This is a genomic window from Frankia sp. Hr75.2, from assembly GCF_949319125.1.
In the GTDB taxonomy this organism is placed as follows: domain Bacteria; phylum Actinomycetota; class Actinomycetes; order Frankiales; family Frankiaceae; genus Parafrankia; species Parafrankia soli.
Map to the genome: position 1 here is coordinate 37,322 of NZ_CASGGV010000166.1, position 18,693 is coordinate 56,014.

General features: G+C 74.5%; 6 protein-coding genes. 2 read left to right on the forward strand and 4 right to left on the reverse strand.

Going from position 1 to position 18,693, the window contains the following annotated elements; genetic code table 11:
• Nucleotides 1-74 precede the first annotated feature (74 nt).
• On the reverse strand, nt 75-8,000 hold the full coding sequence (locus tag AC559T_RS13505) for a PDDEXK-like endonuclease domain-containing protein (protein ID WP_498868915.1): 7,926 nt from the start codon (nt 7,998-8,000) through the stop codon (nt 75-77).
• Between the two features lie 339 nt (nt 8,001-8,339).
• Between AC559T_RS13505 and AC559T_RS13510 the strand changes: the two genes are divergently transcribed.
• Complete coding sequence (locus tag AC559T_RS13510) at nt 8,340-11,783, forward strand: UvrD-helicase domain-containing protein (protein ID WP_498868916.1); 3,444 nt, start codon at nt 8,340-8,342, stop codon at nt 11,781-11,783.
• A gap of 102 nt (nt 11,784-11,885) precedes the next feature.
• Here the strand turns inward: AC559T_RS13510 and AC559T_RS13515 are convergent, their stop codons facing one another.
• Nucleotides 11,886-13,337: an aminotransferase class I/II-fold pyridoxal phosphate-dependent enzyme gene (locus tag AC559T_RS13515; RefSeq protein ID WP_498868926.1), complete on the reverse strand. Its 1,452-nt coding sequence runs from the start codon at nt 13,335-13,337 to the stop codon at nt 11,886-11,888.
• A 552-nt stretch (nt 13,338-13,889) separates the two neighbouring features.
• Here AC559T_RS13515 and AC559T_RS13520 point away from each other — a divergent pair.
• The gene (locus AC559T_RS13520) at nt 13,890-14,627 is read left to right on the forward strand and encodes a class I SAM-dependent methyltransferase (RefSeq protein WP_020458633.1); all 738 of its coding nucleotides are present in this window, start codon (nt 13,890-13,892) and stop codon (nt 14,625-14,627) included.
• Nucleotides 14,628-14,670: 43 nt separating this feature from the next.
• On the opposite strand, the gene aat is transcribed toward AC559T_RS13520, so the two are convergent.
• Both aat and AC559T_RS13530 read right to left on the reverse strand, forming a co-directional pair.
• Nucleotides 14,671-15,609 (reverse strand): leucyl/phenylalanyl-tRNA--protein transferase, encoded by a 939-nt coding sequence (gene aat / locus AC559T_RS13525; RefSeq protein WP_498868917.1) that lies wholly within the window; start codon nt 15,607-15,609, stop codon nt 14,671-14,673.
• Nucleotides 15,600-18,155, reverse strand: coding sequence for a putative bifunctional diguanylate cyclase/phosphodiesterase (locus AC559T_RS13530; protein WP_498868918.1), 2,556 nt, complete (start codon nt 18,153-18,155; stop codon nt 15,600-15,602). The genes aat and AC559T_RS13530 overlap by 10 nt, the downstream gene beginning before the upstream one ends.
• Nucleotides 18,156-18,693 lie beyond the last annotated feature (538 nt).

Here is an 18,693-nt window from a genome sequence, read left to right on the forward strand (position 1 = left end):
GGCCTCTCAATACAAGCGTGGCGGGTGAGTGAGCGTATGGACTCATTCACCCGCCACGCATTTATCGGGGTTAGTTAGGCGTCGTCTAGGCCTTCTTGGTCGGAGAGGGGGATGGGGCGCCAGCGCTGGCGACGTTCGTCGGGGTCGGAGTGGACGGAGGGCATGCCGCCGACCGGGGGAAACGAGCCCGCCATCATGCCGTTCTGCGGGACGTTCGGGAGGCCGGCCGCCCCGTCCGGTGCGACTGGCCCGAATGCTCCGGCCGCCGCGCCGGTCCCGCCAGCCGCCGTGGTCCCGCTGGGCGGCATGCTGCGGCTGGACGATGTGGTGTCGCCGGGTGTCGGGGTCCCGCCGGGTGCCGTGGTCCCACCGGGCGGCATGCTGCCGGTGGGGGATGGCATCGCGTTGGGCGGTGCTGATCCACCGGGGGTTGCCGTCCAGTCGATGCGCGTCAGATCGTCGAGGGGCTCCGGTGCGCTGGGGCGCGCCGGTCCGCCGGCCTGGGGTGAGCTCGAGGGAGTCCTCCCGCCGGGGGAGGCGGCATCGCCAGGCAGTGACGGTGCGTTGGGCGAGAGCGATACGCCCGGCCAGGAGTCCGGACCCGGGTAGATGTGCGGGACGCCCGGGAACCCGTTCGGGGCGGTCCCGACCGATGCCCAGCCGGTCGGTGACCCGCCGGAGGTGGGCCATCCCGCGGTCGCCGAGCTCGGTGTGGCCGCGTTCGCCGGTGGGGTGGCCGGGGTCTGGGTGCTCGGAGTCGGGCCTCCGGCCGGTCGCGATCCGGGGGTCTGTGGTTCCGAGGCCGCCGCAGCGGCGGCCTGGCCCGAGCCGGGTGTGCCGCTCAGCAGGGGTGCCCCGTTCGCACCGGGTGAGCCGGACGGGCCGGGTGTCGCGATTGGGCCGGACGGGCTGGTCGAGCCGGCCGGGGCCGGGGGCGCGGTGCTGGGCAGGGCCGAGTCGGTCCGAGGGTCCCAGGAGGCTCCCGCGGCCCCGGGAGCGAGGTCCGGGTCGGTGGCCCCGTGGCCCGTGATGCCCGGGCCCGCGAGTCCGGAGCCGTGGGTGCCCCGGCCCACGACACCCAGCCCGAGGACGCTGAGGCCCGCGTCGCCGACGTCCGTGTTGCCGCGGTCCGCGTTGCCGGTGCCCCCTGATCCAGGGCCGGTGGCGCCGATGCCTGCCTCGCCCAGGCCAGCGGTGCCGGTGCCCGCGCCGATGCCCCCGCCCGGCTGGGCGGTGCCCGAGCTGCCCGCGTCCCGACCCGACGGCTCCGCCGGTGTGGCGGTCGAGCGTGCGTAGCCGTGGAAACCTGTCGCTGAGGGGTCGCTCTGGGGGGTTGGCCCCGAGCCCGGACCGAACGTGGCCGGGCTGGCCGGCGCCGGCGGCGGCACGGACGCCGGCGGCGGTACGGACGCCGCCGCGGCCGCGGGCGCCGCCGGCGCCGGCGGTACGGGGCTCGCGTAGGCGGGGGCGGCGAGGAGCTGGGTCACCAGCATCGCCGGATCCGGCTGATCGGAGACCGGCGGCGCGAGCGCCACCGGGATGGTGGGGGCGATGCCGGCCGCGGCGAGCCGGGGCCACAGCGGGGCGAGCGCCGCCTCCGGGTCGATCTCGAACTCCGAGCGGCGGACCCGCCAGATGCGCCAGCCGACCCGGCGCAGCTCGCGTTCGCGGGTCAGGTCCCGCTCGACGTCCTCGGTGGAGCGGGTCGCGTCGCCGTCGCATTCGACGGCGAGCCGGGCGCGGCCGCCGGAGACCACGAGGTCGAACCGCCGGCCGTTGATCTCGACCTGCGGGGTGACGTGGTATCCGCGTGAGCTCAGCGCCAGGAACACCCGCTGCTCGAAGAGCGAGTCGAACCTGGGGTGCGGCAGCACCGGGCTCACCTCGGACGGCGAGAGCGGGGTCGCCATGATCGCCATCGGCGCCGACACCGAGTGCGCGAGGACGTAGCTGAGGTAGCTGTGCCGCAGGTCGCCCGGGTCCAGGTCGGCGGTGGAGACCGAGTGGAACAGCCAGACCTGGTCCCGGGCCCGGGACGCGGCGACGTTGAACCTGCGCTGGTACTCCAGCCTGGTCAGCGAGGTGGTGGACGTGCCTGGCGCGATCACGAGCGACAGGAAGACCACGTCCCGCTCGTCCCCCTGGAAGTCCGGAGGCGAGCCCACCCGCAGGTGGCGCCGCAGCTGCTCGGCCGCGGACATCCGGGCGGACAGCTCCGAGCGGATCAGCTCCGCCTGCGCGGTGCCCTGCAGCACGACGATGCCGAAGCTCAGCCCCCGGTAGCGCGGGTCCTCGGCGCAGTTGAGCACCTGGGTGACCAGCGCCTCGGCCTCGATCGGGTTGCGCGGGCCGGCGGGGGTCGAGGTGGTGTAGGCGTGCGGCACGAACTGCGCGCGCAGCGGGGCGAGGCGGTCCGCGCCGAACTGCCGCAGCGGGACGAGCGGGGCGTCCCGGTAGAACATCGCCGACGACCACTCGATGATCTCCGGCATGCACCGGAAGTGCTCGCGCAGCCGGACGACGTCCCCGAACCGGGTCCGCAGCAGCGAGAACAGGCTGGACCGCGGCGTGAAGCCCACCCGAAGCCAGCTCGGGATGTCCGGCAGGAGGGTGTCGAGCCTGGTGAAGACGGGTTCGAGCTCCTCGACGGACGCGTCCGGCGGGGTGCACTGCCGGTCGTCCCCGACGACGATCACCCGGGGGGCCAGCCACAGCAGGAAGAGGCTGTCCAGGCCGGCCTGACTGCCCTCGTCCACGATGACGACGTCGAAGCTGTCGCGTACCGCGGGGATGGTCGACAGGACCTCGCTGATCGGCATCACCCAGGCCGGGACGGCGGTCTGCGCGATGCGCATGGCCTCCCGGGCCGCCTGCCGGTAGCGCTCGGCGTGGCGTCCGGTGAACCGGCCGCCGGCGGCCATGGCGTCGGCGTAGGCGCGCAGGGCGGCGGACTGCTCGGTGCCCATCCGCTCCAGGCAGTGCTTCCAGGCCAGGGCGCCGGCCAGCTCGGCGGTGGCGGAGGCGACCAGCTCGTCGGCGGCGTCCAGGTCGGCGTCGAGGTCGGTCTGGTCGACGGCGCGGACGCGGGCCAGCCAGGTCGCGGCGACGGCGTGCGACCAGGCCCGGCCGAACGACTCCATCCGCTCCGGCCCGAGGCCGTTGAGGCCGACCCCGGTCATGCCGAATCCGCCCGCACCGAATCCGCCCGTACCGGATCCGGCCGTACCGAATCCGCCCCCGCTGAATCCGCTAGCCGCGAAACCGCCTGCCGAGAAGGCGCCTGCGGCGAATCCGTTCGGGCTGTTCCAGCCGCCTGCGCCGCCCGCCGCGGAGCCGTGACCGCCCCATTCCGGGTTCGGGTTTCCCGCGGTGAGGTTGCCCAGCGCGAGCAGGTCGGCGAGCAGGGGATGTGCCTCCCGGACACGTCCGAGCAGCTCGGCGCGACGGCGGGCCCGCGCGCGGCCGTTGAGCGCGCCCGCCGTCGCCTCCAGGGCCGCCACGTACTCGGCGGGGTCGCGCGCCTCGACCGCGATCGCGAGCAGTGCCAGCTCCGGGACGGCGTCGGGCTGGCCGGCCGCCGCGACGAGGTCGGCGGTGAGGTCCCGCAGCTGGGTGCCGGCGACCGTGGCGGACTGTCGCAGCCGATGGGCGTTCACGGCGGCGCCGACGTCCGCGCAGGACGTGGGCGAGTCGAGCGTGATCGTCTCCACGCCGAGCGCGTCGAGCAGCGCCGCGAGCCGGTCGCGTGCGGCGACGGCGACGTCGATGGCCCGTGCGGCGTCCTGGGCCTCGGTGAGCCGGGCCAGACGCACCTCCAGCTCGACGGCGGGATCGGGGGCGACGCCCAGCAGCGACCACGCCCGGGTGGCGGCCTCGAGGGCCACCTCGGCCCGCAGCCGGCACAGGGCCAGATCGAGCAGCTCGGGGGAGCGGGGCGTGACGCCGTCGACGGTGGTGCCGTCAAGGAGCAGACCGGCGTCCTTCTGCGCCTTTGACCGGAACAGTCGGCGCAGCGAGCCGCCGGCCTCCATGTGCTCGCGCAGCGCCAGCGCGGACGACAGCAGCCTGGTCAGGTCGCTGCCCGGACCCTCGCCGCCGGTGGGGAGCTCGACCCGGTGCAGGCCGAGCTCGACCACCGCCTGGCTGGCCTCCGCGATCGCGGGTGCCGCGGCAGCGACCTTCGTCCACAGGACGGCGGCCCGCCCGGCGAAGGCGTCGGCGAGGGCGTCGGCGACCCACTGCTGGCGGACGGCCCGCCGGCCGACGGCATCGAGGGCGCGCCGCACGTCGTCGGCGCCGGCCGCCATCCGTTCCGCCGCCTCGTCGCCGGCCCGGGCGAGCGCGTCGGCGATCACGGGCGCCATGAGCACGGCCTGCCGGCTCAGTGCGTCCTCAGCGGCCTTCGCGGCTGTCAGCGCGACCCGCTCGATGTGCGCGAGGACGGACAGTTCGGAGCGGGTGGGCAGCTCGCCGAGCTCCGGCGGGAGGCCGAACGCCCGCTGCTCGCGCAGGGCGGACAGCGCCAGCGCGGAGGTGATCGGGGAGGGCACGGTCGGCGGGTCCGAAGGCCCGCCGCCGGATCCGAGCAGCCCGGTCGATCCGCCGGCCGGTCCGAAGCCCTCCGCCTGCCCCGAGCGGTCTGCCCGTCCTGAGCCGTTCGCTGGCCGTGAACCGTCCGCCGGCGTCGGCTCCTCGGCCGGCGTGGATTCGCCACCCGCGGTAGCCGACCCGTTGGGCGCGCCGGGCCCGCCCGCGGTCTCCGAGGCGCCGTCGACCGCCTGGCCCGGCCGTGCGGTCTCACTGGGCTGTCCGGCCCGACTGGGCCGTGCGGTCTCACCGGACTGTGTGACCCGGTTGGACTGTTCGGTCCGGCCGGGTTGCACGGTCTGGCCGAGCGGGGTGCGCTGGCCCGGTGGGGCCAGGCGCGCCGCCGGGCCGAGCACGAGCGGCGAGGTGGGCGGCGCGGCGGACGTGTCGCCGAACCCGGCGAACCCGCCCTGCCGGGAGGACGCCGCGTCGGCGGCGGCGCGGCCGGGTGGGGTGGCGTCCGGCGTGGTCAGCAGCTGCCAGAGCTCGGCGGCCTCCGCGTCGGTGATCGGTGGACGCGGCCAGCCGCCGCCCTCCGGCCCCGGCACGGGCACCGGGATCCAGCCGTGCTCGGCGGCCTCGTCCCGCAGCCGGGCGGCGATCTCCGCCCGGGTGCCCGACCAGCCCGGCCCGACCTCGTAGGTGCCGTGGCGGCGCCACTCCGCCGCTCGCCGGGCCGCGACCGCGGTCGAGATCCGGTCGCGTTCCGCGACAGCGGAATCCCGGCGTGAGCGCGCCGTCCGGATCCGCTCGTCCTGCGACCCGGCGTCGTAGACGGCCTTCTGCGCGGCCAGCGCGCTCACGCTGGTGGCGAGCTCGCCCGCGCCGCTCTCGGCGCTGTCGGTGAGCGAGACGCACAGCCGGCGCAGCTCGGGCGGGAGCTTCTCCTGCAGCACCCGCAGGGCCTGGCCCTTCTGACTGGTCACCAGGACCCGGCGGCCCTCGGCCAGCAGCGCGCTGATTAGGTTCGCGATGGTGTGCGTCTTGCCGGTGCCCGGCGGGCCCTCCACGACGACGCCGTTGTCCATGCGCAGCCGCCGCATGACCCGCGCCTGCTCAGGGCTGATCGGCAGCGGCGAGAGCCACTCCTCGGCCTCCGCGGGACGTCCGGACTCCGCCGGTTCGCGGTGCCGTCCGGCGCCACGCTCACCCGGGGCGGCGGTGATCGCGCGCGGGCCCGGTCCGGCGCCCGGGTCGGGGTCGGGGCCGTCGCGGGAGGCGAGCCACGCCAGCCGTTCGGAGGTGTCCAGGGTCTCGACGAGCTGGGCCAGGCCCAGCGGCGGACGGCCGTCGCCGCGCAGCGCGTCCAGCATCTGCTCGTAGTAGTTGAGCAGCGCGGCGTGCCCGCGCGAGCGTAGGACGAGCGCCGGCGCGAGCGTTACGGCGGCGCTCGGCCCGGCCGGGCCAGGCGGCGGCCAGCCCGGACGGTACCCGGCGGTCGTCCCGTCGACGGCGAGGGTGAGCCAGTCCCGCAGCAGGCGCTCGTCGTCGGCGCCCAGCGGGGCGGCGTCCCGGGAGCGCAGGCGCTCGTGCAGCGCGTTGGTCCGCTCGGGCCGGAACGCGGGGACGCCGTCGAGGAACGCGCTGTCCTCGAGCCGGGTGGACGTGCCTCCCGGCACCCGCAGCCGGACGGCGGACGTCATCGGGTCGACCTCGACCACCAGCCGGGTGACCAGCAGGTGCCGGCGGACCGGGCGCGGCAGCCACCAGGTGAGCAGGCCGGTGGCGAGCACCAGCTCCAGGGTGTCGCCCTCCTGGGCCAGTCGCTGCGCCACCCCGTACAGCGTGGTGTGCAGGTGACGCCGGTCGGCGTCGGCCCGGGCCCGGGCACTCCACACGTGCCAGGCCCGCGCCCACTCCGTGAAGGCGGCCTGGACGTCGGCGGGTACCTGCTCGGCCTCGTCCTCGATGCCGTCCTCGGCGCCGTCCTCGACGCTGGCAGCCCCGGAGCTGCCGGCCTCGCCGCCGGTCGGCTGGCTGGCGGTCGGCTGGTCGCCGTCTTCGTGGCCGCGGGTCTCGTTGTCGTCCGACCCGTGGCCGGCTGCGCCGTGGCCGTCGGTTCCCTTACCGTCGGTTTCGTTGCTGCCGGCCTCGCCGGGGCCCGCCCCGGTCCGCGGCTCGCCGTGGCCGGGCTCGCCCGGGGCGGCGGTGTGCCCGGTCCCGTCGGGGCTGACGCCGTTCGGGCTGACGCCGTTGTGACCAGACCCGTTGTGACCAGACCCGTTGGAGCTGATGCCGTTCGGGCTGATTCCGGTGAACTTGATGCCGTTGAAGCCGGCCCCCTTGGGGCTGGCGCCGTTCGATCTGATCCCGTTGGGGCTGCCACCGTCTGTCGTGCCCGGCACGACGACGCCGTTGCTGGTGCCGGCTCCGTTGCGGGTCGGGCTGTTCGTGGGCGGCCCGTCGCCGGGGGCCTTCCCGCTCGTCTCGGCGGCCCCGCGCGGTTCGGCGGCACCGCGCGGTTCGCTGTTACCCGCACCGCCGTCGGCCGGCTCGGTGGCCGGCGCCTGCGCGCCGTCGCTGCCGGCGCCGGCTGATCCGTCCGGTGCCGGTGCCGGTGGCTGCTGCGGCTGCGGTGGTAGGGCGAGAGGCGGGGGTGCGGGCTTGGCGGGTGCCGGAGTCGGGCGGGGCGGGGGGTCGTAGACGAGTACCGGCGTGGCGGTCAGGTCGATGTCGGCGGGTGGCACCGGGCCGTGCAGGACGATTCCCGGGTTGGGCAGGCCCGCGGCGAGGCCGCCGCCACGCACCGGCAGCCGCACCCGTCCGCGCAGGATCTCGGGCAGCGGTGGGGCCGGCGGCAGCAGCGCCGCGGCGGGTGCCTCGAGGAGCACCTCACCGGCGCCCGCGTGCTCGAACAGGGACAGGCCGGCGGGGAGGTCGGCGAGCCAGATCACCAGCGGGTTGTCGTCGACGTCGACGACCTGTTCGGACTGGGAGACGGCCACCTCGTGCAGGAACCGGACGAGCCGGTGGCAGCGGTCGCTCAGCGCCGCGTTCCGCTCGCGCAGGGTGGCGGCGCGCTGCTCGGCGTCCGCGGCGGCGGTTGCCCTGGCCTCCGCCTCGGCGGCGCTGACCGCCTCGGCTGCTGCGTCCGCGTCGGTGGGTACCCCCGGGCCCGTGGGCGCGCCGGCGTTCGGATCACTCGCGGCCAGGCCGCCGTCGGTGGCGTCGCTGGCCCCCGTGCCGCGGGTGCCGGCCGCGGCCGCGTCCGCAACGGCGGCAGCGGCGCGGGCGGTGCTCCGGGCCGCGGCCCGGGCCGCGCGGGTCATGCCGCCGTCCGTGGTCATGCTCCGGGTGTCCACGGCTCGGGTCTCCGAGTGCCGCGCGTCCACGTGCCGGGCGTCCGAGTGCCGCGTGTCCGCCTGCCTCGCGTCCGTCACTCCCGAATCCGCTGTTCCCGAGTCCGTCGTCATATCTCTCCCCGATTCCGGCCGGCGAGTGCCGGCGTCGGAACTCGCGACAGGACATCGCGGATGTCCCGTCTCGTGCGTTCCAGGACCGGTACGCCCGGTACCGGAACTCGTGCAAGCCTCCCGGACGAATGCGGACGACGCGGTCGCGACCCGCGGATATCGGTGCTCATCCGCATGCACAGTTGGCCCAGGGGGTGTGGCGATCCGGGGCGATGGCCCCCGGAACCGGGGCAGCCCGGCCCGACGCGCCCCGCCCGGGCCGCTTGTTCGTGGGATCCGGCGTGCTCTCCGGCGTGCCGTGACCGGCCCCGGGGCCCGGATGCGACAACATACGCATCCGTGAGGTCACGGTTCTTTGCCGACACCCACGTGCACTCCAGGTACTCGCGGGCCTGTAGCCGCGACTGCGACCTGGAGCATCTGGCGTGGTGGGCGGCCCGAAAAGGCATCCGCGTCGTCGGGACCGGCGACTTCACCCATCCGGCCTGGTCGCAGGAGCTCGCGACCAAGCTGGTGCCGGCGGAGCCGGGACTGTTCCGGCTGCGTCCCGACCTGGAGCGTGACGTGCTCGCGACGCTGCCCGCGTCGTGCCGCACCGCGACCCGATTCATGATCTCTACGGAGATCTCCACCATCTACAAGCGAGGCGACCGTACAAGGAAGGTTCATCACCTCCTCTACGCGCCCGATCGCGAATCGGCCGGTCGGATCACGTCCGCACTGGCCCGAATCGGCAATCTCTCCGCAGACGGACGGCCCATCCTCGGCCTGGACTCCCGTGACCTGCTCGAGATCACGCTCGGTGCCGGCGAGGGCTGTTACCTGATCCCCGCGCACGTGTGGACGCCCTGGTTCGCCGTGTTGGGCTCAAAATCCGGGTTCGACGCTGTCGAGGACTGCTACGCCGACCTCGCCGAGCACGTCTTCGCGCTGGAGACGGGCCTGTCGGCGGACCCGGAGATGTTCTGGCGGATCTCCGGGCTGGACCGCTACCGGCTGGTCAGCAACTCCGACGCGCACTCCCCGCCGATGCTCGGGCGGGAGGCCACCGCCTTCACCTGCGAGCCCGACTACTTCTCGATCCTCAGTGCGCTGCGCACCGGCGACGGGTTCGGTGGCACCGTCGAGTTCTTCCCCGAGGAGGGGAAGTACCACCACGACGGCCACCGCAAATGCGGAGTGGCGCTGACGCCGGAGCAGACCCGCGCGGTCGGCGGCATCTGCCCCGAGTGCGGGCGTCCGCTCACGGTGGGCGTACTCAACCGGGTGGACACGCTCGCCGACCGCACGGAAGTGCACCGACCTGACACGGCGGGTGACGTCACGTCGCTGGTGGCCCTGCCCGAGATCGTCGGCGAGATCCTCGGAGTCGGGCCGAAGAGCAAGTCGGTGGCGACGCAGGTCAGCACCCTCGTCTCCCGGCTCGGCCCCGAACTCGGCATCCTCTCGGACGTCCCGCTGGACGCGATCGCGGAGGTGGGCTCGCCGACGCTGGTCGAGGGCATCGGACGGCTGCGCCGGGGCGAGGTGATCCGCCAGGCCGGCTTCGACGGCGAGTACGGCGTCATCCGGCTCTTCCAGCCCGACGAGCTCACCGCCGACGCGGGCACGCTGTTCGACCTCGGCACCCCCGGCCTCGCGACGGCGCCGCAGGCCGGCATCCGCCGGGGCCGTGGCGCCGGCCGGGGCGGCACCGCGCTCGCGCCCGGTGCCGCCGAAGCAGCCGAGGTCCCCCAGGCCGCCGGAGCTACCGACGTCGCCAAGGTCACCGAAGCCGGTGACCTGTTCCCGGGCGATGACGCGGTGGAGCGCAGCGGCCCGCCGTCGGTGCTCGACGGGCTTGATCCCGACCAGCGGCGCGCGGCCGAGCACGTCGGCGGGCCGCTGCTGGTCCTCGCCGGCCCCGGCACCGGGAAGACCCGCACGCTCGTGCACGCCATCGCGCACCGGGTCCGTGAGCTCGGCGTGCCCGCCGAGCAGTGCCTGGCGGTCACGTTCACCCGCCGCGCTGCCGGCGAGCTGCGAGAACGGCTCGATGTTCTGCTTGCGCCAGGCCCGGCCGGGACGCGTGCTGAGAGCACACCCGCGGACGGCACGCCCACAGATGCGGCGTCCACGAGCGGTGCGGCCGTGGACGAGGCACCAGGAGACACGGGGAGGCCCGGTGCCGGCGCGCTGGCGACGACTTTCCACGGCCTCGGCCTGCTGATCATCCGGGAGCAGCATGTGGCGCTCGCGCGGGCGCCACGGGTGCAGGTGGCCGACGACGCCATCCGCGGGGAGCTGATCGACGAGGCGATGCACGGGACCGACGGTCCCGAGGCGCGGCGCCGTGCCGCGGCGGAGCTGGCCGAGCTCAAGCGGCAGCGCGCCCTGGGGCGCACCTACCGGGACCACGCGCTCGCCGGGGTGCTCGCCCGCTACGACGCCGCACTGCGTGATCGCAACATGGTCGACCTCGACGACCTGCTCACGCTGCCGTTGGGGCTGCTGCGGTCGAACCCGGACCTGGCGGCCGAGTACCAGCGGCGCTGGCGGCACGTCTGGGTCGACGAGTTCCAGGACATCGACGAGGTGCAGTACGGCCTGCTGCGCGAGCTCTGCCCGCCCGCGGCCGACCTGTGCGCGATCGGCGACCCCGACCAGGCGATCTACAGCTTCCGCGGCGCCGAGGTCGGCTTCTTCCTGCGCTTCGAGCAGGACCGTCCCGGCGCCCGGCGGGTCTCGCTCACCCGCAACTACCGCTCGACGCCCACCATCGTCAGCGCCGCGCTGGACGCCATCGCGCCCACCACCTTCGTGCCCGGCCGCGAGCTGCGCGCGGTGACCGGCCTGGACGAGGACGGCCCCGTCGTCGTCCGGCAGTGCGCGAGCGAGGCCGAGGAGGCCATCGCCGTGGCCGACCTGATCGAGGAGGCCCTCGGCGGCACCTCGTTCCACTCCCTCGACTCGGGCGTGGACGGCTCGGAGCGGGGCCGGCTGTCGTTCGCCGACATCGCGGTGCTCTACCGGACGGCGCGCCAGGCCGAGCCGGTGATGGACGCGCTGGTGCGCCGCGGGTTCCCGTTCCGCCAGCATGCCCACACCCCGCTCGCGGACGTCCCGGCCGTCGCCGCGGTGCTCGCCCTGCTGCGCGATCGCCGTGACACCGCGCCCCGTACGGTCACCGCGCTGCTGCGGGACGCGGCCGCGCGGCTCACCGACCTCGCCGCGGCCGCCGGCACCGAGCTCGGCACCGCTGCCGCCCTCGCGCCCGGTGTCGCTCAGCCCGGCGGGGTCCCGGCGGGACGGCTGCCGAGCGAGGCGGAGATCCGACGCGCCGCGGAGCTGCTCGCCCCGGCGGCCGCGGTCGCCGGGGACGATCTCGGCGCGTTCCTCACCTCGGTGACCCTGGCGACGGAGGTGGACGGGCTCGACCCGCGGGCGGACCGCATCTCCCTGCTCACGCTGCACGCGTCCAAGGGGCTGGAGTTCGGCCTCGTCATCATCGTCGGCTGCGAGGACGGCCTGCTGCCGCTGCGCTGGGGTGGGTCGAGCCCGTCGGCCGACGCCGAGGCGGAGGAACGGCGGCTGCTCTTCGTCGGGATGACCCGGGCCCGCCGCCAGCTCGTCCTCACCCATGCCGCCCGGCGCCGGCGCGGCGGCGACCTGGCCGACACCGGCCCGTCGGCGTTCCTCTCCGCCATCGACGGACGTCATCTCGACAAGCGCACGCGGACCGCGCAGGGCACAGCCGCCGCCGCACGTCGCCGGTCAGCCGGCCGCCAGCTCCGCCTGATCTGACGGCGCGGCGGCTGCCCGATCTGACGGCCGGGCCAGCCGCGTCTGACGTGACGGACGCGGCTGGCCCGGGGCGTATCCGTCGGGCCAGCCGCGCCCGGGCGGTCAGCCGATCCGGGCGAGGGGGAAGTGCCGCGCCGCCGCGTCGAGGACGTCCAGGAGGGTGTCGATCTCGGCGTCGGTGTTGGCCGCGGTCACCTGGATCCGCACCCCGACCTGCTCCCGGGGCACCAGCGGGAACGGCGCCACCGTCACGTAGATCCCGCGCTCGTAGAGGAAAGCGCCGAGCGCGTCGGCCCGCGCCGGGTCGGTCAGCGGGATCTCGATGATCGGGTAGCCGGAGGTGTTCAGCGTGGTCAGCCCGAGCGCGCGGATCCCCGCCAGCAGGCGGGCGGTGAGGCCGTACAGGGCCACCCGCGCCCGCTCGCCCCGCTCGGCGTTCACCCGCAGCCCGACCTGCGCGGTCGCCAGCGAGGCGACCGGGGGCGGGCCGGAGAAGATGTACGGGTTGGCCATCGTCTTCAGGAAGTCCTTGAGCTCGGTCGGGCACGTCGCGAACGCGAGCAGCGAGGAGTAGGACTTCGAGAACCCGCCGACCAGGATCAGGTCGTCGTAGCTCTGCCCCAGGTGCCGCACGATCCCGTTGCCGCGCAGGCCGTACGGGGTGGGCTCGTCCGGCGCGCGCTCGCCGATGACCCCGAAGCCGTGGGCGTCGTCGACGTACAGGACGGCCTCGTACGCCCGGACCAGCTCGAGCAGCTCTGCCAGCGGCGGGCCGTTGCCCGTCATGCTGTTCACCCCGTCGATCGCCACGACCCGGGGATAGGTGGTACATGCCCGCAGCCGGCGTTCCAGCCGATCGAGCCGGTCCTCCCGGAAGCGCCGGACGGTGGCGCCGCGGCCCAGCGCCATCGTGGCGCCGTCATGCACCGAGCTGTGCGCGTGCAGCTCGACGAACAGGGTGCCCTGGCCGACGAGTGCGGGCAGCACCGACAGGTGGATATGGCTGATGGTCGGGAGTAACAGCGTGTCCGGCGCGCCGAGAAGGTCCGCCAGCGTCTCCTCGATCTCCACGAACAGTCGTGGATTAGCGATGATGCGTGACCAGCTCGGGTGGGTTCCCCAGAGATCCAGATACTCCGGAACGGATTCGATGATCTCTCGGTCGAGATCGAATCCGAGATAGTTGCAGGACGCGAAATCGATCAGCCAACGGTCGCCGATGCGAATGCGCCGGCCGTCGATCTCGTCCACCCGCGAGTCGTAGAACGGCGACTGGCGGCGCATGTGGTCCATCTCCGCCATGACGCCGTAGGGCCGGGCCAGGACGTGGCGGATGCCTGCGCCGGCGTGGGCCTGCGGGCGCCCGGCCGGGGGAGTCCCGGTGTGACTGGGGGTTCCGGTTCCGGTTCCGGCCCCGGGCGCGGGCCCGGGCGGCGCCTCGTGGGCGGCCGGCGCCGCGGGGTCGGCCAGGTGCGGGGAGATCTGTTGCGGAGAGAGCGGTGTTGTTACAGATGCCGTCTGGACGGTGGTGGGTGGTGCCGGGACGTCGATCATTGGCCTGCGGACCGGTTCGCTGGACGGGGGCAGGGATTCCGAGGTCTGCGACACCGGCTTCCTACTTCCGGTCGCAGGTCGGGCATGCGGGCATCGGCGCCATCGCCGTCACCGGCCTTTCAGGATCGCCGGAAACATTCTCTCCGGGTCACGGGAAACGAAAGAAACGACGGAGTGCCGCCCGGTGCGCCGTGAATCGTATTGTGAAGATCGTGGCGCACGGCGAAGACCTATGTCTGCACATTAGCTCGGAGAAGGGGCTTTTTCCACCGATGGCGAAGATTCCCCCGCTCTGCGCCGGCCGACCGGGCGAGGCCGGTGGGCCGGCTGCTCTGATCGGGGGCCGGCTGCGCCGGGCGCCGCCACGGGCGGACAACCCTGTGGGGGCACAGTGTTATCGTCCCCGGCATGTCCGAGACCGCGTCCGCCTCGAGCCGCCCGACGTCGAGTGCGCCGGCTTCGAGCACGCCAGCTCCGAACACGCCAGCTCCGAACACGTCGACGTCGAGCGCGTCGACGTCCAGCAGGCGGGCGTCGGGGGACCGGCCCGCCGTGCGCGACCTGCCGTACTCCGGCTTCGGTCTCTCCCGGTCGGTCACGCTGTTCCGCGCGCACCGCAAGGAGCCGGTCGACCCGGCCGGTTTCTACTCGCTCATCGCGGCCGACTCCGTCCGCCAGCTCCGCCGGTACACGACGCTGTCCGGCCAGCTGGTGCTGGATGTCGGCGGCGGCCCCGGTTACTTCCGGTCCGCGTTCCTCGACGCGGGCGCCAGGTACTACTGGGTCGAGCCCGACGTCTCCGAGATGGAGGCCGGTGGTCTCGATGTGCCCGGCCGGATCCGCGGGAGCGCGCTCGAGCTGCCGTTCCGGAGCGACTCGATCGACCTCTGCTACAGCTCGAACGTGCTTGAGCACGTACCCGACCCGTGGCGGATGTGCTCGGAGCTGGTGCGGGTGACCCGCCCCGGCGGGCTGATCTTCCTCAGCTACACGAACTGGCTCTCGCCGTGGGGCGGGCACGAGACGGCGCCGTGGCACTACCTCGGTGGTGACCGCGCCGCCGACCGCTTCGAGAAGCGGCAGGGCCGCCCGCCGAAGAACCGGTTCGGCCAGACGCTGTTCCCGGTGTCCGTCGCGGGCACCCTCGCCTGGGCCCGCCAGCGCTCCGACGTGGTCGTCGTCGACGCGATGCCGCGCTACCTGCCGGACTGGGCGAAGGCCATCCTGCGTGTCCCCGGCGCTCGTGAGGTTGTCACCTGGAACCTCGCCATGCTCCTGCGCAAGATCTAGTGTTTTAGCGCCCTGCCAGAGCCCCGACCTCCGGGCCCGGCCGTCACCGCGCGGCCCGGCCCGGGTCGGCGGGCTCCCCGGGCGGCGCCGGTGGGCGTCTCGGGGGGCGGGTCTCGGCGGGGCCCGGCTTGCGCGGCGGCGCCAGGCGGGAGACGGGCAGCCGGTCGCAGACCATCCGCGCCTCGTCGTCCCGGACGGCCCGCAGCGTCGCGAGGAACTCCGCGCGCGGCACCTCCCGGGCCCCGAGTGTCGTCAGGTGCGCCGTCGTCAGCTGGACGTCCAGCAGCGCGCCGCCGGCCCGGCCGAAACGGTCGAGGAAGTCGACCAGCGCGACCTTCGAGGCGTCCGAGGCCCGGTGGAACATGGACTCGCCCATGAAGACCTGTCCGACCTGGACGCCGTACATCCCGCCGACGAGCGCGTCGCCGTCCCAGATCTCGACGCTGTGTGCCCAGCCGAGGGCGTGGAGCCTGGCGTAGCCCTCGATCAGCTGCTCGGTGATCCACTGGTGCGGCCCGTCGCGGCGGCAGGCCCGGACGACGTCCACGAAGCACTCGTTGAGCGTGCTGGTCCAGGTGCTGTTGCGCATCCGGATGATGAGTGAGCGCCGGATCCGCATCTCGCCCGGCGCGAGGACGGTCCGCGGGTCCGGGCACCACCAGGGCGGGTCCACGTCGTCACCCGGGCCGTCACCGGCGGCACCAGCCGCACCGGCGGTGCGTTCGGGCACGTGGCCGATGAGCGGGATGACGCCGCGCGCGGCCGCCGCGCGCAGTGCTCCGCGCAGCTCGGCCGCCTCGGCGAGGTCGTCCGCCGGCCAGGGGAAGGCCCCGCGGCGGTAGGCGCCGATCAGCGCCGGGGGGGTGAGCCCCCCGCCCGCCGCCACCGGTCCGTAGGCGGCTGCCCGCTCCAGGTATGGCTCGAGCAGGGGATGATCCCAGCCCGACCGGGGGGGTTCGGGTAGCGGCGGGGTCAGCCCCACAGCTGGCCCGCGGGGGTTCGCGCGCCGGTGCCGCCGTCATCGTGATCGTCGATCTCGGCCGCGATCCTGGCCGCGGCCTCCGCCGTGGCGGCAGCCTCCGCCTGTGCGACCGCCTCCGCCTGGGCAAGGGCTTCAGCCTGGGCCACCGCGACCGTCTCGCCCGCAGCCTCCGCCGAGGACACATCGACCACCTCAGCTGCCACCTCCGCCGCCGCCTGCGCTGTCGTCGTGGCCTCCGTCGTCGCCTCCGTCGTCGCCTCGGCGGCGGCCGCGTCGACCGCTGCCCGGACGACCGGTGACGACAGCATCGCCGTGACCTCGTCCGCGGGCCGCGGGCGCCCCAGGAAGTAGCCCTGGGCGACGTCGCAGCCGTAGTTCCGCAACTTGTCGAGCGCGCTCGCGCTCTCCACGCCCTCGACCACGATCCGCAGGCCCAGGGCGTGCGCGAGTCCGACCGTCGACCGGACGATCGCCTCCGCCTTCGCGCGGCGCAGCCCGGATCCGTCCTCGAGTCTCGTCACGAACGACTTGTCCATTTTCAGCATGTCGACCGGAAGCTCCTGGAGGTACGCCAGCGAGGAGTAGCCCGTGCCGTAGTCGTCGACGGCGATCTGCACGCCGAGCTCGCGCAGCTCGCCGAGCACCGCTGCGGTGCGTACCCGGTCCAGCATCAGCGTCGTCTCGGTGATCTCCAGCTCGAGCGCGGACGGCAGCAGCCCGTACTGGGCGAGCAGCCCGCGCACCTGGTCGGGGAACGCGCGGTCGAGCAGGTCGGAGGCGGAGAGGTTCACCGCGACGGCGACCTCCAGGCCGGCCTCGCGCCACCGCCGGCACTGGGCGAGCGAGGTCTCGAGCACCTCGATCGTGAGCATCCGCATCAGGCCGGCCTGCTCGGCCAGCGGCACGAACGACTCGGGCGTCAGCAGGCCGCGGGTGGGATGGCGCCACCGCACGAGGGCCTCGACGCCGTGCGACCTGCCCGAGGCGAGCTCGACCTTGATCTGGTAATGGACCTCGAGCTGACCGGTGCCCAGCGCGGCGCGCAGCGACTCGATCATGTCCAGCCGCAGCAGCGTGTTCACCTCGGCGCCGGGGCGGTAGTACTCCACCCCGGTCCGGCCGGACTTCGCGCCGTACATGGCGACGTCGGCCCGCTGCAGCAGGGTCTGTGCGTCGGCGGCGTGGTCCGGGTAGAGCGCCGCGCCGATGCTCGCGCCGACGTGCAGGGTCATCCCGCCGACCTCGAAGGCGCCGGACAGCGCCACCAGGACGCGGTCGGCCACCCGCCGGGCGGTGTCGGCGTCGGCGTGCTCCAGCAGGACGGCGAACTCGTCCCCGCCGAGCCGGGCGTGCAGGTCGCCGGGCCGCAGCGCCCCCGCGATGCGGGACCCGACCTCGACGAGCAGCGCGTCGCCCACATGGTGGCCCAGCGAGTCGTTGATCTCCTTGAACCGGTCGAGGTCGAGCAGGAGCAGCGCGAACGAGTCCCCGTCGGCGATGTTCCCCTCGAGCGTGGACAGGCGCTCGATGAACCCGCGCCGGTTCGTCAGGCCGGTGAGGTCGTCGGTGCGGGCGAGCACCTTGCTCTCGGCGAGCTGCTGGACCTCGACGAAGGTCATCGCCGCCCGGGCCAGCGCGGTGAGGACCGTCGCCGCCGCGAGCACCACGGTGAGCAGCGGAAGATCCATCATGGACCCGATGACCAGCAGCGCCAGCGCGAGGACGGTCAGCACCAGCGGTACCGCGATCACGCTCCAGCCGGACATCCGCGCGGGCTTCCGCCAGGGCTGGCGCTGCCAGGCGGCGAACGCCGGGGCCAACAGGGAGAGCACCCAGACGATGTCCAGCAGGCCGCCCGGCGCGTAGTCGCCGTCCGCCATCAGCACGAACACGCACGAGTCGGCGAGGGCGAAGCCGACGAGCCCGCCGCCGAGCAGCCACCACACCCGGCCGGGATGCCAGCGCAGCAGCCCGAAGACCGTCACCACCAGCAGGACGAGGAGCAGGTCGGCGAGCGGGTACACCAGGCCGACCACGACGGAGGAGATGTCCGCGGGGCCGTCCGTGGTGAGGCGCGCGCCGATGCCGCTGCTGAGCGCGGCCACCCCGAGCACACCGACCAGCGCGTCGAGCCACACGCTCGCGTGGAACCGCAGCACCCGCTGGCGCAGCAGCAGGATGACGGCCACGTAGCAGGCCGGATAGAAAAGCAGCCAGCCGACGTCCGCCGCCGACACCTCGACCGCTGCCCCCTCGGCCGGGCCGCTGACCGCGAGACTGAAGTAGACGCTGGCCGCGCCGTAGCTGATGATCCCCGCGCCGAACAGCGCCCAGGGCAGCCGCTCACCGCGCAGCAGGACGGCACGCAGGATGCACAGCAGCCCCGAGACGAGCGTGACGAAGGACCGCAGCGCGACGACGGCGGGTTCACTTCCCCGCGTCCCGGTGATCGTGACTGCCACGAACAGCACGGCCGCGAGCAGCAGCAGCATCTGCGCCAGGCGGATCAGGCGGAACCTGCGTGGCGCCGGCGGCGAGATCGTCAAGCGTCACCTCGCCGGATCCGGGCCGGCCGGCCGGGAACCGGCCCGCCGCGCATGGTGGTGACGGGCTGCTGGACCAGGTGGCGTCGAGTACAGGAGAGGTCTCCTCCCCACCTTGGCGCCCTGGCCCGGCTGACGGCGCACTGACGCGCGCGCTCGCGCCCGGGCGGGCATCGCGGAAGCGGCGCTGTGACCGACATGACTGGGCCGGTCTCGGCGGCCGGACCGCTCTCGATGGGCGCGGCCGGCGCGCGGGCGTGCACGGCACACCCGGGCCGGTCTCGGCCCGGTCGTAGGGGGATCGCACCCGCGGCGGGTGGGCCGCCGGCACCGCGGGGCGCCGGGGCGCGGGCCGTGGCACCCCCAGGCGCGCCGTCGGAACGATCCGCCCGAAAGAAAAGGCTACGGCGGTTCCGGGCACCCCGCCACCGGGACCGCGCCGGGTCGCGTCGCCGGAACAGGCTGTGACCGGTGCGACGACTGACAAGCCCGGACATGAGAGGAATTCTCATACATGGGTGTTGGCAGGTCGCGACGGGTG

Excerpts from the sequence above, each read along its gene's own strand:
- AC559T_RS13505 (WP_498868915.1), bottom strand. The coding sequence starts at position 8,000 with ATGACGACGGACTCGGGAACAGCGGATTCGGGAGTGACGGACGCGAGG.
- AC559T_RS13515 (WP_498868926.1), bottom strand. The coding sequence starts at position 13,337 with ATGATCGACGTCCCGGCACCACCCACCACCGTCCAGACGGCATCTGTA.